This is a genomic window from Jatrophihabitans endophyticus (assembly GCF_900129455.1).
GTDB classification, from domain to species: Bacteria; Actinomycetota; Actinomycetes; order Mycobacteriales; family Jatrophihabitantaceae; genus Jatrophihabitans; species Jatrophihabitans endophyticus.
The window spans coordinates 91732-106747 of the sequence record NZ_FQVU01000001.1 but is presented as its reverse complement, the minus strand read 5'-3'; the positions used below and the strand labels follow the sequence as shown (position 1 = coordinate 106747).

11 protein-coding genes are annotated in these 15016 nt (G+C 74.4%); 4 read left to right on the top strand and 7 right to left on the bottom strand.

All coding sequences use genetic code 11. The annotated features are described in order from the left end of the window. Window positions 1–75 precede the first annotated feature (75 nt). Window positions 76–648 carry a mycothiol transferase gene (locus tag BUE29_RS00470; RefSeq protein WP_073384636.1) on the top strand — a complete coding sequence of 191 codons (573 nt, stop codon included), beginning with the start codon at window positions 76–78 and terminating at the stop codon, window positions 646–648. Window positions 649–681: 33 nt separating this feature from the next. Here BUE29_RS00470 and BUE29_RS00465 read toward each other — a convergent pair whose 3' ends face one another. Continuing rightward, on the bottom strand, window positions 682–1833 hold the full coding sequence (locus BUE29_RS00465) for an RNA polymerase sigma factor (protein WP_073384633.1): 1152 nt from the start codon (window positions 1831–1833) through the stop codon (window positions 682–684). Between the two features lie 10 nt (window positions 1834–1843). Continuing rightward, on the bottom strand, window positions 1844–2251 hold the full coding sequence (locus BUE29_RS00460; RefSeq protein WP_073384631.1) for a YciI family protein: 408 nt from the start codon (window positions 2249–2251) through the stop codon (window positions 1844–1846). 152 nt (window positions 2252–2403) lie between these two features. On the opposite strand from BUE29_RS00460, the gene BUE29_RS00455 reads away from it, so the two are divergent. Then, the gene (locus BUE29_RS00455; RefSeq protein ID WP_073384629.1) at window positions 2404–3855 is read left to right on the top strand and encodes an aldehyde dehydrogenase; all 1452 of its coding nucleotides are present in this window, start codon (window positions 2404–2406) and stop codon (window positions 3853–3855) included. A gap of 60 nt (window positions 3856–3915) precedes the next feature. On the opposite strand, the gene BUE29_RS00450 is transcribed toward BUE29_RS00455, so the two are convergent. The 5 genes from BUE29_RS00450 to BUE29_RS00430 form a co-directional block, all read right to left on the bottom strand. After that, window positions 3916–4308 carry a VOC family protein gene (locus BUE29_RS00450; protein ID WP_073384627.1) on the bottom strand — a complete coding sequence of 131 codons (393 nt, stop codon included), beginning with the start codon at window positions 4306–4308 and terminating at the stop codon, window positions 3916–3918. 75 nt (window positions 4309–4383) lie between these two features. Beyond that, complete coding sequence (locus BUE29_RS00445) at window positions 4384–5844, bottom strand: aromatic amino acid ammonia-lyase (RefSeq protein ID WP_073384625.1); 1461 nt, start codon at window positions 5842–5844, stop codon at window positions 4384–4386. 9 nt (window positions 5845–5853) lie between these two features. Continuing rightward, window positions 5854–6894 carry an FAD-dependent oxidoreductase gene (locus tag BUE29_RS00440; RefSeq protein ID WP_073384623.1) on the bottom strand — a complete coding sequence of 347 codons (1041 nt, stop codon included), beginning with the start codon at window positions 6892–6894 and terminating at the stop codon, window positions 5854–5856. 114 nt (window positions 6895–7008) lie between these two features. Further along, window positions 7009–11796 (bottom strand): S8 family serine peptidase, encoded by a 4788-nt coding sequence (locus BUE29_RS00435; protein WP_073384620.1) that lies wholly within the window; start codon window positions 11794–11796, stop codon window positions 7009–7011. A gap of 188 nt (window positions 11797–11984) precedes the next feature. Further along, entirely contained in the window at window positions 11985–13070 is a 1086-nt protein-coding gene (locus BUE29_RS00430) for a helix-turn-helix domain-containing protein (RefSeq protein ID WP_143167903.1), read from the bottom strand. A gap of 356 nt (window positions 13071–13426) precedes the next feature. Here BUE29_RS00430 and BUE29_RS00425 point away from each other — a divergent pair, with 356 nt between their 5' ends. After that, entirely contained in the window at window positions 13427–14518 is a 1092-nt protein-coding gene (locus BUE29_RS00425; RefSeq protein ID WP_200799964.1) for a glycosyltransferase, read from the top strand. Between the two features lie 11 nt (window positions 14519–14529). Further along, on the top strand, window positions 14530–15015 hold the full coding sequence (locus tag BUE29_RS00420; RefSeq protein WP_073384615.1) for a hypothetical protein: 486 nt from the start codon (window positions 14530–14532) through the stop codon (window positions 15013–15015). Window position 15016 lies beyond the last annotated feature (1 nt).

Genomic DNA, 15016 nt, shown 5'->3' with positions numbered 1-15016 from the left:
TAAGCGGAAGCCGACGTTCCTGATTCCCGGGTTGACTGCCTCTCGTCAGCACGTCGTCGTGGAGAAGAGGTCGTCATGTTCGGTCCGGGTGTCTACACCGAGGGTCAGGCCATCGCAGGCTTCCTCGAGCAGCAGCTCGCGGCGATCCGCGCCGCGGCGTTCGGGCTCACCGAGGAGCAGGCACGGGCGACGCCCTGCCGCAGCGCGCTATCCGTCGGCGGGCTGGTCAAGCACGCGACGTACGTCATGCAGCAGCGCGAGCAGCGCAAGACCGACCCCGCCCCCGCGCTGGACGCCGCGGCGTTCGCGCGCTTCGCCGGCAGCTTCGCGCTCACCGACGGCGAGACGCTCGCCGGCGCGCTCGACGACTTCGACCGGTCGGTCGAGGCGTACCTGGGCGACGTGCGTGCCACCGATCCCGGCGCCGCCGCGACGGCACCGCCGGCGCCCTGGGACGGCGTGTACGGCCCGACCGAGTCGGTGCAGCGCTTCGAGCTGCTGCACCACGTCGAGGAGTTCGCGCGGCACGCCGGCCACGCCGACATCGTGCGCGAGCAGCTCGACGCCGCCGACGCGGCGTCGCTGCTCATGGCCGTGGAGGGCCGCGAGGGCAACGAGTTCGTCCAGCCCTGGGCGCCGGCGAGCTGACGATGACGAGCGGGTCGCCCGGCCGATGACTCGTCAGCGAACGGGCCGGCGCAGCCGGGCGGCCTGTGTCAGCAGGTGGGTGCGCTCGGCCGAGCGCGGGGTGCGGTCGGCGGCCCGCAGGTACAGCTGCGCGGCGAGTTCGGCGTCCCCCGCCCGCTCGTGCAGGTGGGCGCGCACCGCGTCCACCCGGTACAGCTCGGGCACCTGCTCGTCGAGACCCTGCAGGGCACGCAGCCCGGCGTGCGGACCGTCGACGGCGCCCACCGCGACGGCCCGGTTCAGCCGCACCGCCGGGTTGTCGCCGAGCGCCAGCAGCTCGTCGTACCACGCGAGGATCTGCGGCCAGTCGGTCTCGTCGGCACTCGAGGCGTCGTCGTGCAGCGCCGCGATCGCCGCCTGCAGCTGGTACGGCCCACGCCGGTCGAGTGCGAGCGCGCGCTGCAGGATGCCTACGCCCTCGGCGATCGTCGCGGTGTCCCACCGGGAGCGGTCCTGCCGGTCGAGCGGGACCAGCAGGCCGCTGTCGTCGGTGCGCGCCGGGCGCCGGGCGTGGGTCAGCAGCATGAGCGCGAGCAGCCCGGCGACCTCGGGGTCGGGCGTGCCGCGGGCGAGCATGCGGGTCAACCGGATCGCCTCGGCGGCGAGGTCGACGGACCCCGTGTGCCCTTCGGTGAAGATCAGGTAGAGCACGTGCAGGACGACGGCCAGGTCGCCCGACGCGCCGATCCCCTCCCCGGCGATCGTGCGCTTCGCCCGGCTGATGCGCTGGGCCATGGTGGCCTCCGGCACGAGGAACGCCTCGGCGACCTGCCGCGTCGTGAGCCCGCCGACGGCACGCAGCGTGAGCGCGACGGCCGACGAGGGTGACAGCGACGGGTGACAGCATCGCGCCAGCAGCAGCACGGTGTCGTCGGTCTGCGCGGCCGGTCCCGGGCCCGGTTCGGCGACGGTGGCGAGCTCGCGCCGGCGTCGCGCCGCGTCGGCCCGCCACGTGTCGACCAGGCGGCGCTGCGCGACGCGGATCAGCCACCCCCGCGGATCGCTCGGGGGGCGTTCGTCCCACGTGCGCAGCGCCGCCAGCAGTGCGTCCTGCACGGCATCCTCGGCCGCCGCGAAGTCGATGCCGCGGCCGACGAGGACGCCCAGCACCTCGGGGACGAGGCGACGGAGCAGCGCGTCGTCCACGAGCGGCGGGTCAGACGTCCTGGGCGGGGGCGCCCATGATCTGGCGCACCTCGATCCACTCGTAGATGGGTCGGCCGCCCTGGCCCGGTGCCGAGGACACGTACGCGGCGATCTCGTGGGCACGTGCCTCGGAGTCGACGTCGACGAGGAACCAGCCGGCGATCAGCTCCTTCGCCTCGGGGAACGGCCCGTCGGTCACCGGCGGTGCGTCGGGACCGCCGAAGCGCACGTAGCTGCCGTCGGGGCTGAGTCCCTGCGCGTCCACGAACTCGCCGTTCTCGCGCAGCATGCGGCCGGTCTCGTGCTGGAACGCGATGTGGGCGCTGATCTCCTCGGGGGTCCACTCGCTCATGGGGGTGCAGTCGGGCAGGGGCTCCGGGCCGCCGCGGTAGTGCTTGAGCAGCAGGAACTTCGGCATGGACTTCCCTCTTTCCTCGGGACGGCCATGATGCCGTCCGACACGGTGATGACGGAGCCCGCACCCGGTTCTCGACATCGGTCGCGGCGCCGGCGCGACCGGTTCGCGACTCACCTCTCCCCCTCGCCCGTCCCGGCCCATAGCGTGGGGCCATGACCGACAACGTGCAGCTGTCCATCGGTGGCGCCGACGCGGACGCGTCCGCCGGCGCGACCTTCGAGCGCCGCAACCCGGTGACGGGCGAGGTCGCGACGACCGCCGCGGCGGCGACGCCCGCGGACGCGGTCGCGGCCGTCGAGGCCGCCGCCGCCGCGTTCCCCGCCTGGGCGGCGACGGGCCCGGGCGAACGGCGCCGCCTGCTCCTCGCGGCCGCCGACCGGCTCCAGGCGCTGTCGCCGGACTTCGCCGCGGCCACCGTGGCCGAGACCGGCGCGCCGGCGCACTGGGCCAAGTTCAACATCGGTCTCGGTGCCTCGCTGCTGCGCGAGGCGGCGTCGCTCACCACGCAGGTACGCGGCGAGACCATCCCGTCCGACGTGCCGGGCAGCCTCGCGATGGCGGTGCGGCAACCGGCCGGCGTCGTGCTCGGCATGGCGCCGTGGAACGCGCCGATCATCCTCGGCGTCCGCGCGCTCGCGACTCCCCTCGCCGTCGGCAACACCGTCGTGTTCAAGGCGAGCGAGAAGTGCCCGCGCATCCACCGGCTGATCGTCGACGCGCTGCTCGCGGCGGGGCTGCCCGACGGCGTCGTCAACTTCGTCTCGCACGCGGCCGACGACGCGCCGGCGGTGGTCGAGGCCATGATCGGCCATCCTGCGGTGCGGCGCGTGAACTTCACCGGTTCGACCGCGGTCGGGCGCGTCATCGGCCGGCTGTGCGGCGAGCACCTGACCCCCAGCGTGCTGGAGCTCGGCGGCAAGGCGCCGCTCGTCGTCCTCGACGACGCCGACGTCGACGCCGCGGTGGACGCCGCCGCCTTCGGCGCGTTCGCGAACTCCGGGCAGATCTGCATGTCGACCGAGCGGATCGTCGTCGACGAGGCGGTGGCCGAGGAGTTCGTGGCCAAGCTCGCCGACAAGGCCGGGGGGCTGCCGACGGGTGATCCGTCCGGCCACGTGGTGCTCGGGTCGGTCATCGACCGCGACACCGTCGAGCGGTGCAACGAGCTGCTCGACGACGCCGTCGCGCAGGGCGCGCGGGTCGCCGTGGGCGGTCGGGCCGACTCCACGCTGATGGCGCCCACGCTCGTCGCGGACGTCACCGCCGAGATGCGCATCTGGCGCGAGGAGTCGTTCGGGCCGGTGAAGTCGATCATGACGGTGGCCGGCGTCGACGCCGCGGTCGCGGCCGCCAACGACACCGACTACGGGCTGTCCGCCGCGGTCTTCGGTCGCGATACCGCCCGGGCCCTCGAGGTCGCCGGCCGCATCGAGTCCGGCATCTGCCACGTCAACGGCCCGACGGTGCACGACGAGGCGCAGATGCCCTTCGGCGGCGTCAAGGCGTCCGGGTGGGGGCGCTTCGGCGGCCTCGCCGGCGTCCACGAGTTCACCGACCTGCGCTGGATCACCGTCCAGGAGGGCCCGCGCCACTACCCGTTCTGACCACCCGGGGGTGATCAACAGCGGGTTGTCGTCGCCCTGGCGACGGTAACCCGCTGTTGATCACGGGGAATCGGCGTCGGGGACGACCCGCGAGCGTTCGGCGAACCAGGGTGACTCGACGGGGACGACGCAGAAGAGCAGGCCGGCCGGATCGCGGAGCACCACCCACGTCCGGCCGTCGGCGACCCTCGTCGCTCCGAGTCTGACGAGTCGCGCCACCTCGGCGTCCACGTCGTCGGTCTCGACGTCGAGGTGCACGCGAGCGGCGCCGCCCTCGAGCTGCTGCAGGCCCACCCACGACAGCGACGCCGGGTCGGGCAGCGCAGTGAACTCGGGGTACTCGTCGACCGGCCGGGGTTCGCTCAGCAGGGCGGCGGCCCAGAAGTCGCGGGTCGCCGCGAAGCTCTCCGGGGGCGCGTCGATGACGAGCTCGCGCAGCAGGATGCGGTGCACGGCGGCCAGTCAACCCGATCGTGGAGCATTCTGCTCGATCGGCGAGCATGTCGCTCCACGATCGGCGCGGACGGGTCAACCCAGGTCGTTCTCCCAGCTCGTGTCGGGCAGCTGCAGGTCGACGAACTCGGTGAGCGGCGCGATCAGCGTGCGGGCGGTCTCGAGGTCGGCGGTGAGGTCGCGGTCGCGGTGGTCGTCGGCGAGCCCGGCGCAGGCGGCCAGCACGTCGCGCAACGGCCCGTCCGGCGCGCGACCCCGCAGCCGGTGCGCCCGGACGGCGTTCAGCAGCTCGGCGGCGACCAGCAGCTCGTAGCTCTCCGCGCTGTCGAGCAGCTGGCGGGCGGCGAGTGAGGCGAAGCTGGCGGTGTCCTCCGCGCCGCGCGACAGGCTCGTCGTCTGCACCGCCGCCGGGGCGGCGGCGGCACGCAGGTCGCCGAGCGCGGACGCCGCGACGTACTCCACCAGCATCACGCCGGACGCGCCGGGCGTGCCGTCACCGAGGAACGGGGTCAGCCCGGTGTGCTGCGGCTCGCTGAGGTAGGTGAGTCGGTGCAGGGCGAGCTGCGCCGACTGCACCGCGGCGTTGCGGACGGTGTCGCTCGCGACCGAGAGATACGACGCGTGGAACCCGCCGTGGTGCGCGACCGCGCCGTCGGGCAGCACGACCGGGTTCTCCGACGGCGCGTTCACGTAGGCGTCGACGGCGTCGCGCAGCGCGGCCAGCGAGTCGAGCAGCACACCGTGGCTCTGCGGCAGGGCGCGCAGACCGTACGGGTCCTGGATGCGCAGCGCGTGGCTCGCCTCGGAGCCGATCAGTGCCCGCATCGCCCGGCAGGTGGCGCGCGCGCCGAGCATCGGCGTCACCCGCTCGACGGCGCGGGAGAACGCCTCGATGTTGCCGCCGAGGGCGTCGAAGCTGAGCGCAGCGACGGCCAACCCGCTGCGGGCGGCGCGCGAGTAGCGCGAGAGCGCGAGGCCGGCGTCGGCCAGCGCGGCCGCGTTGCTGGACAGGAACGGCAGGGCGTCGTCCGGGCCGAGCAGCAGCGGCTCGACGAGGTGGCCGCGGGAGTGCTCCTGCACCGCGAGCGCGGTCGCGGCGAGTGCGGACAGATCGGCGGTGCCCACCCCGGCGTGCTCGTGGATCACCGGGAGGGCGTCGTCGCAGATCAGCCGGGCGAGCTCGTCGACGACCAGCGGGGAGACGCCCGAGCCGCCGGCGCACAGCTGGTTGAGGCGCACCAGCAGCAGCGCCCGCACCCGGTCGGGGCTCCGGGGCGGACCGGCCGAGGTCGCGTGGCTCGTCAGCAGCGCCTGCGCCGCCGCCACGGACGGTTCGATCCGCACCTCGCGGTTGGCGCCCACCCCGGTGCTCCGCCCGTACATCGGTCGCTCGTCGCTGAGCCGCACCGCCCACTCGTGCGAGCGGCGGACGCGGTCACGCGCCTCGTCGGTGACGCTCACCCGCAGCGGCCCGCCGGCCAGCGGCACCAGCTCGTCGACGGACAGGTGCTGCCCGTCCACCCGGATCGTGTTCACGGCCGCACGCTACGACAGCTCCGGGCCGCGGCCGTGGTCGTCGGCGCCGCTGTCTCGGCGGCTGGACGGCACTGTCGTGGACGGCACTGTCGTGGACGGCACTGTCGTCGCGGTGACCAGGGCCGCGGCCGCCGCGGCGCAGCCCCAGGCGAGCGTCACCCCCGACCCGCCGTGCCCGTAGTTGTGCACCACGGGGCCGCGGTCGGTCTGCTCGACGGCGAGCCGGACGGTCGGCCGCCCGGGACGCAGCCCGGCCACGGCCTCGATCGGGCGCGCCCCGGCGAGCGCGGGGACGAGGTCGGCGCAACGTCGCAGGATCGACGCCGTCGTGGCGGCGTCGGGCTCGGTGTCCCAGCGCCCCTCGTCGAGGGTGCCGCCGAGGATGCAGTCGTGCGAGCGCGGATGCACGTACGCCCGGCCGGCGGGGTGGGCCTCGTCGCGCACCGACATGGTGACGCCGGGATTGGGAACCCGGACGATCTGCCCGCGGACCGGGTAGACGCTGTCGTCGCCGGTCAGGCGACCGGCGGCGAGCCCGGCGCAGTGGACGACGACGTCGGCCGGTGCGACGTCCCAGGCCTCGGCGAGCGTGTCCAGCCGCCGGGCGACGAACCTGCCCCCGGCGTCGGTCACGTGCTGGAACAGCCACGGCAGGTAGAGCGGCATCTCGATCGCGGGGACGCGGAAGCGCAGGCCGTGCGCGTACCCCGGGGGCAGCTCGTCGGAGCGGGCGGAACGCAGCGACGCGACGAGGCCGTGCCAGTCCGCGGCCCCGGGCGGCTCGCGGTACAGGGCGAGCGACTCGCGCATCGTCACCCCGGGCACCCGCTCCCCCGCCTGCCACTCGAACGCGGCGAAGGTCTCGCCACCCCAGCGCGCCACGAGCTCGGGCGGCCCGGCGTGGGTCGGGAACCACACCGCGGCGGCCAGCCAGGAGGTGGTGTGCGCCGGCTCGTCGGCCGCCACGACGGTCACGGCCGCTCCGTCCGCCAGCAGCCGCGCCGCCGTCGCGAGCCCGCTGATCCCGCCGCCCACCACCGTCACGCGCACCCCTCGATCATGGTCGACGGCGTCACGGGTCTCTCGCGGGTGTCACACGGCCCGTGTGCAGCGCGTATACGGGCTGCACACGGGCCGTAGGACAGTGCCCGAACGAGACCTGCGTCAGCGGACGCGGCGGGCGGGGCTGGTGCGGGTCACCGACAGGTAGCCGGTGCGCCGGCCGGTGACGGCGACGGTGATGCGGTGGCCGCGATCGGCCTTGCGCAGCCGGTAGTGCGTGCCGTGCGCCGAGCCGATGACGTGACCGTCGCGCAGCCACCGCAGACGCAGCGTGGCGGCGGGTCGCCAGCGCCCGGTCACGGCCGTCAGCCGCTCGCCCACCCGCGCCGCACCGTGCAGTCGCGGCCGCGGCGTGGTCGTGAGGGTGCGCAGCACCGTCACGGCCGCGGTCCGCTTCGTGACCGGGGCCGCGCCGTCGAGCGAGCCGGTGACGGCGGCCGCGATCCGGTGACCGGCGTCCTTGCCGGTCAGCCGGTAGCGCGCCGCGGTGGCGCCGCCGATCGCCTTTCCGTCGCGCAGCCAGCGCACCGCGAACCTCGTGCCCGCCGGTCGCCAGCGGCCGGGATCCACCCGCAGCAGCGAGCCGACGGTGCGGTGGCCGGTGAGCTGTGGCGTGCCCGCCGTGATCGTCGGCGGTGTCAGGGCGGCCATCGTGAGCGCCGGGACGTCCACCCATCCGGTCGCGAGGACGTGGATGCCGTTGGCCGGGTTCTGCGCCTCCCACACCGACGAGGCGTACACCGCGGCGCCGGGGCGGATCGCGACCGTGCGCGACACGACCGGGCCGGGCGCCGTCACCTGGGGCGTCGGGATCTGCTCGTAGTAGAGCTCCGTGCCCCGCACCCGGTGCGTCCCCTCGCCGACGACCAGGTCGAAGCCGGCGCTGTAGGCGGCGTAGCGATTGCTGATCGTGAGGGAGATCGGATGCTTCGCGTCGTAGCCGTGCGCGCTCCGGGGCGTGGCCGTCGCGGTCGCCCAGTAGTTCTGCGCGACGTCGATGTGCGCCTCGTCGCAGCGGTGCGGGCCGGTGTTGGCGTGGGAGAGCAACCGGTTGCCGTAGTCGTCGACCACGTCGACGCGGCGGAAGCCGGTGAGGTCCCACCGCTGGGTGGAGGCGCCGTCCTTCAGGTAGCCGTTGGCCACCACCAGCCGGTTGTCGCAGCCGTAGTAGCGCACCATCGGGTTGAAGCTCGTCCCGGCGTTGTTCTGCACCGCGACGTCCACCGCGTCCGGGTCCTTCGCCGACCGCGAGACCCGGATCGTGCCCGGGGCGGCCGACTCGGCCGTGAACGTCGGGAAGGTGTACGTCGGCCCGGTGGACCCGTCGGCGAGCACGACGGTCGCGCTCGCCGCGACGTCACCCGCCGCGACCCGGACCGTCGAGGACTCGGCGACGAAGGTCTGCAACGTCGCCGGCGTCGTCACCGTCCGGACCTCGTCCAGGTAGACCTTGCCGCTGCCCGGGTCCTTCATGACCAGCCGCAGCCGGCCCGACCCGGCGAAGGTGACGGCGAGGCGTGCGTACGGCGCGCCCGTGAACGCGGTGGCCGGCGAGCCGTACCCGTCGACGACGGTCACCGGAGTCACCGTGAACGGCTCGCTGAGGTTCGCGCCGGCCCCGGTGAGGTGCAGGACGTGTGCGCCCGGGGAGACGGTCGCACGCACCGGCACGAGCCAGTCGAGCGTGCCGCGCGAGGACGCGGTGCCGCTGCGGGCCGGTGCCGCGTCGTCGATCGCCGCCGCGTACGTCTCGCCGGGGGTGAGACCGCTGGCCCGGACGCCGAGCTCCTTGCCCTGGCCCACCCAGCCGTCGTCGGTGACGAGTCGGAGCTGCGGCGTGCCGGGCGCCACGGGGACGTCCTCGCCGGCGTCGACCGTGACCACGGTGCTGATGCCGGTGTCGCCGAAGCGGACGACCCCGAGATACGGGCCGGGCTCGAGGTCGTGCCACGTCGCGGTCACGGTCGGGGTGTCGCCGATCGTGCCGGCGATCGTCGCCGGGGACGTCGTGAAGGAGCCGTCGCCCGCGGCGGGGTCGACCACGTAACTGGTCAGCTGGTAGCGCTGGTCGGTCGCGTGGTCCGTGCCCGCGGCGTAGAACGCGATGTCGACGACGTAGTCGCCACTGCTCACGCCGTCGACGTCGACCCGCTCGTCCGCGCTGCCGGTCGCCGACTGCGCGACCTCGGACAGCAGACCGGGGCCGGTGCGGCGGTACACGGTGAGGTCGAGGTCGGCGGTGTCGTCCCCGGCGTCGAGGTCGACGCGCAGGAAGGTCGACCCCTCGGGCACGGTCAGGCCGTAGCGGTGGTGGTCGCCGCCCACGGTGCCGGTGCCGGACGCGCGCGCGCCGTGGGCGAGCCCCTCGCTGCGCAGCGCGACGTCGGCGGGGTCGCCGACGTGCACGCGGATCGCGGCCGAGCCGACGGTGCCGGTGCCCGCGACCGCCTTCGGCGCGTCGAAGGCGACGGGGCGGACGGCGAGCGCGCTCCGCACGCTGGTGGTGCCGTCGGTCCAGGTCAGCGTCCCGGTGACGAACTCGCCGAGCGCGGCGTCGTCCCGGGTGAAGGTGACGGTGAACGACTTGCGCTCCCCCGCCCCGGTGAAGGTCAGGGTCGACGGCGAGACGGTCGCGGTGACCCCGGCCAGCCCGGTGACGTGCGCCGTGAACGTCCCGGCGGCGGTGGCGGTGACGGTGCGGGTGACCGTCTGCGTCCCCGGCAGGCTGCCGACGCCGATGGAGGCCAGGTTGAGGTCCGAGCCGTCGATGGCGGTGACGCCGCGCTCCTCGCCGATGCCCTGCAGGTAGCCGTTCCAGTCGTCGACGTCGTTGAGGTAGAGCAGGCCCGGGTCCAGGTAGCCCGGCGGGTGCACCTGGCCGTTGCCCTGCGCGAACGGGTCGTGGACGGCAGCGCCCTCGGCGTCGACGGTGTCGGTGGCGCTGGTCATCAGCGCGGACTTGATCTCGGCCGGGGTCGCGTTCGGATGCCGGCCGAGGTAGAGGGCGGCCAGACCGGCGACGTGCGGCGACGCCATGGACGTGCCGGACATGTAACCCCACTCGGGGGCGGCACCCTCGGCGCTCGCCTCCGCGGCGAGGATGTTCACGCCGGGGGCGGCGACGTCGGGCTTGACGAGGTCGGAGCCGTCGGCCTCCACCGGCCCCCGGGACGAGAAGCCCGCCACCTGCGGTGTCGGGACCGACGGCGTGCCGGTGGTGTTGCCCGCGCGGAGCGTGACGGTGGCGTCGGCGCGCTTGGCGTACGCGTGCAGGACCGGGTAGTACTGCGCGTCGACGTGGACGGTGGGCACGGCGTGGTCGTCGAGGTCGGTCGAGTTGGGCTCGGGGTTGACCAGCACCATGCCGATGCCGCCGGCGCGCTTCACCTCGGCCGACTTCGCGACGCGGTCGTAGGTCCCCCGGTCGCAGAGGACGACCCTGCCCCCGGCCTTGGCCGGGTCGAGACTGCCGGGTGCGCACAGTTCGGGGTCCTTCGCGCCGGCCGTGGCCACGTCGGCGGCCTGGGCCAGCGTGCCGGTGACCCCGGCGGCGGGCACGCCCACCGAGGCGCCGAGGGCCTTCGTGCCGTCGCCGAGCTCGACCGTGGCCTCCGGGGCCGGGATGGTGGACGCCGCCACCGTCGTGATCCACGGGCTGGCGTTGTCGAGCGTCGAGGCGTCCGGTCCGGCGTTGCCGCCCGCTGCGGCGACGAAGATGCCGGCGGCGGCCGCCCGCATGAACGCCTGGTCGGTGACCGAGTCGGTGGTGCTCGCGGCGCCCGCGCCGATCGAGTAGTTGATGACGTCGACGCCGTCGTGCACCGCGGCGTCGATGGCGGACAGCAGGTCGGCCGTGGCGCAGCCGTCGTCGTCCTCCGCGGTCGCGACCGGGCCTGACCAGCAGGCCTTGTACACGGCGATCTTGGCCGCGGGGGTGACGCCGGAGATGTGCGCGCCGCGGGCGGCGACGTCGGCGTCGCCGGCGGCCGTGCTGGCGGTGTGCGAGCCGTGGCTCGACCCGTCGCGGGGCGACACGTACTCCCCCTGGGCGGTGCCGCCGATGTTGCCGCGTCCGAAGCCGTCCACGAAGTACCGCGCGCCGACGATCTTGGTGCTGCAGTCCGACGCCGGGAACTGCGTCCCGGTCTGGCACGTGCCGCGGAACGCGCTGCCGTCGCTCTTGGCGAAGACGATGTCCTCGCCGTCGCGGTAGGGCTCGCTGCCCGCGTCGGTGCCGAGCGCCGGGCCGGCGAAGGACGGGTTCTCGGGCGCGATGCCGGTGTCGACGACCCCGACGACGATGCCCTTGCCGGCCGCGGCGACACCACCCACCGACTGCCACACGCCGCCCTGGCCCTCGAGGCCGAGGTAGCCGGTCGAGGTGCCCGCGTCGGCGACCTTGTGGATGGTGTTCGCGACGACGCTCGCGACCCGGGGGTCGGCCGCGAGCGTCGCCGCCTGCTTCGCCGACAGGTCGGCGGCGAAGCCGTTCGTCGCGAGCGTGTAGGTCGCCAGCGGGGTCACCCCGACCGACGCCGCCACCTGCCGCTGCCGCGTCCGCAGGTAGGACGCGTAGTCCCGGGCCGGCGTGCTGCGGGCGTCGAAACGGCGGGTGGACCCGAGCACGCGGCGCAGCCCCGGCACCCCGCCGGCGTAGGTCGTCGTCGCGTCGTCGCGCAGCACGACGACGTAGCGTCCGGCGCGGTAGTCCGCGCTCGGCGTGGCCGGCTGCGCGGCGGCAGCGGTGCCGTGCCGTCCGGCGGGGCGCAGGTCGGGCGTGTCCGCCCCGGCGGGTGCCGCGAGGGCCCCGAGACCGGTGAGGACGAGCGACGCCACGACGGTCAGCCGGAGGGCGGGGCGCAGGGCGGCGCGGGGCAGGTGACGGGACAAGAGGTGGTCCGTTCGACGGGGCTGCCCGGCGCTGGCTCGGTCGGGCTCGGCGGCACGCTAACCGGCCCGTCGTGGCCGCGGGCGGCCACTGTCCGCAGCCGGACATGCGGACCGGTCGAGCTGTCCGGTTTGCCGGAGTTCGCCGCGTCTCCGGCACACGCGCGGCTCACGCCCGGGAACGTGCCGCGTCAGACCCAGCCCCGGCGTGCGGCCTCGACGCCGGCCTGGAAGCGGTTCTCGGCGCCGAGCTCGGCCAGCAGTCGCTGGCTGCGCCGGCGCAGGGAGCGGACCGAGATGTCCAGTCGCGCGGCGATGGCCTCGTCGGTCAGTCCGGAGCCGATGAGCGCCAGGATGGCCTGCTCCTCGGCGGTGGCCGGTCGCGACCCGGACGCGGCGCCCCGGCGTCGCGAGCCCGGGGGCGTCGCGACCCGGCTCGTGTCGGGGTCGGTCGCGTTCGGGTCGGTCGCGTTGGGGTCGGTCGCGTCGGGCTCGGCCGCGGCGGCCCGCCGGCCCTGCTCGGTGAGCGGCAGCGCCCGGGTCCAGTACGCCTGGAACACCTCGTAGAGCAGCGCGACCAGCGGCGCCGACTCGGTGACCAGCGCGTCCTTGCTGACCCCGTCCAGGCTCAGCGACAGCAGGGCGGCCGACTCGTCGCAGATCACGAGCTTGACCGGCAGCGACGCGACGATGCGTGCCCGCTCGCCCTGCTCGGCCAGGCGCAGCGTCTCCTCCCAGGCACCGTCGCGGGTGAAGCTGTCCGGCGTGTAGATCGCCCGCCACGTCACGCCGCGGGCCATGCCGACGGTCTCCAGGGGCTCCAGCGGCGAGGAGACGTAGGGCGGCCGGTCGAACACGACCACCTCGCGCTTGGCCTGCTGCTGCAACCGCACGTACCAGGCGGCGATGGCGCCCGCGTCGGTGACGACCCGGGTGCGGTCGTGCTCGGCCTCCAGGACCAGGCTGCGGTCGTACTGGTCGGCCAGGGACGGGATGCGCTCGCGGATGCGCTGGACCGCGGCGAGCAGTCCGTCGGTCATCGAGCTCAGCGAGGAGCGGGGATCGACGGCGCCGTACGCGTCGTGGGAGCCGCCCGAGCGGGCCACGAGGCCGGCGTGACGGAGCCGCTCCAGTTCGGCGGCCGCGGCGGCCGGCTCGATGCCGAACCGTTCGGCGACGTCGGTGGGATGCGTCCTGCCGTGATGGAGGACGAACAGGTAGACGCGCTCACCGATCTCGCTCATTCCGGCGACGGCGAGTAACGACCGCTCGGTCACGCGGCCATTCTTCCAGGACGCGGCGCCGCGGTCGTGCCGGCGTCGGCGATCGCGGCCGCGCGTCGTGCCGGCGTGCGGCACCCCGTCGCGCGGTCCCGACCGGCAGCGCTGGAAAGCGCTTCCGGTGTGATGCGACGCACGGCCTTCCCGCGCCTCGCGGGACCTTTGGTCCGGTGGGTTTCGGGACCTCCGGTCCGGGATGTCCGACGTAAGTCTCGCGTGAGGACGAAAGGGTCGCGCACGACCTATCCCCCCTGCAAACTCACAAGCAGCTAACAACGAGTTGGCGGGTCTGCAGGCCGCGGGAGATCGCGGGGACCAACCCAGGTGGGGCCTAGAGAGGGTTGACCGAGAAGATGACCAGCACCGAGACCGCGATCGGCACCGAGAGCATGACGAGCGCCGAGATCGACCTGCGCACCTTCGCCGCCACCCACGTCCGGGTCGAGGACGAGTTCACCGGCGCCCGCTTCCCCGGCTACCGCGTCGCCGCCATCGTGCCCTGCTACAACGAGGAGGCGGCGATCGGCAAGGTCGTGCGCGACCTGCGCAGCACCGTCCCGGGCATGGAGATCTACGTCTACGACAACCGCAGCAGCGACGCCACCGCCGAGGTCGCCCGCAAGGCCGGCGCGATCGTCCGCCGCGAGAATCTCAAGGGCAAGGGCAACGTCGTGCGCCGCGCCTTCGCCGACATCGACGCCGACATCTACCTCATGATCGACGGCGACGACACCTACGACGCCGCGGCCGCGCCGGCCATGATCCAGGCCCTCATCGACGGCCCGCACGACCACGTGCTCGGCATCCGCGAGCCCGAGACGACCGGCGAGGACGCCTACCGCCCCGGTCACGAGAACGGCAACCGCATGCTGAACGCGGTCGTCGGCAAGGTGTTCGGCACCAACGTCGAGGACATGCTCAGCGGCTACCGCGTCTTCTCCCGCCGCTTCGTGAAGAGCTTCCCGGCCGCCTCGCGGGAGTTCGAGATCGAGACCGAGCTGACCGTCCACTGCCTGTCCACCCGTGTCCCGACCACGTCGGTGAAGGTCGGATTCCGCGACCGGCCCGCCGGCAGCGAGTCCAAGCTGCGCACCTACCGTGACGGCTTCAAGATCCTCAGCCTCATCGTCAACCTGGCTCGCCACGAGCGCCCGGTCCCGTTCTACGGCGCCTTCGCGGCCCTGCTCGCGCTGCTCGGTGGCGTGACGGCGCCGTTGGGCATCGCCTACGCGACGCCGGCGCTCTTTACGCTGGCCGCGCTGTCGACCATGATCGGTCTCGTGCTCGACGGGACCCGCAAGACGCGGTACGAGGCCGGCCGGCTGGCCTACCTCGGCCAGGCCCCGGTCGAGGTCCGCCCCGAGCTGCTCATCGAGGACGCCGTGACCGGTGCGGCCGCCGCCCGCCGTGCCGCCTTCGGCCGCAGCGTGTTCGAAGCCGCCTGATCGCAGTCCGCATGGCGAACCGCGAGCCGGTCGACCCCGCTGCGGCAGGGGGCGCGACCCCGAGCCGGAGCCGGCTGCTCACCGGGGCCCTGCCGGTGACCGGTGCCCTGGCCGCCGTCGTCGCGATCGCCCTCCTCGCCTCACCCGCCCTGCGCCACGAGCTCGCCCGCTCCTTCGCCCGACAGCACGAGAGCTACGTGGAGCTGTACTTCGACGACGAACGGACCGCCCGCACCTGCCCGGTCACCACGACCGGCGACCTCGCGCTGGGGGTCACGGTGCGCAGCCACCTCGCCGCCGCCCGACAACTGAACTGGAACGCGACGGCACGACCGAGCGGCGCCACCGGCACCACCGTCCGCCACACCGGTGGGACGATCGACAGCCGGCCCGACGCGGCCGCTGGCTTCACCGTCCGGCTGACCCCGCCGGCCCGGCACTACACCGCGACGATCGCCCTCGGCGGCCGCCCCGAACGACTGACCCTGCACTGCTGAC

Excerpts from the sequence above, each read along its gene's own strand:
- BUE29_RS00470 (WP_073384636.1), top strand. The coding sequence starts at position 76 with ATGTTCGGTCCGGGTGTCTACACCGAGGGTCAGGCCATCGCAGGCTTC.
- BUE29_RS00460 (WP_073384631.1), bottom strand. The coding sequence starts at position 2,251 with ATGCCGAAGTTCCTGCTGCTCAAGCACTACCGCGGCGGCCCGGAGCCC.
- BUE29_RS00455 (WP_073384629.1), top strand. The coding sequence starts at position 2,404 with ATGACCGACAACGTGCAGCTGTCCATCGGTGGCGCCGACGCGGACGCG.
- BUE29_RS00425 (WP_200799964.1), top strand. The coding sequence starts at position 13,427 with ATGACCAGCACCGAGACCGCGATCGGCACCGAGAGCATGACGAGCGCC.
- BUE29_RS00420 (WP_073384615.1), top strand. The coding sequence starts at position 14,530 with ATGGCGAACCGCGAGCCGGTCGACCCCGCTGCGGCAGGGGGCGCGACC.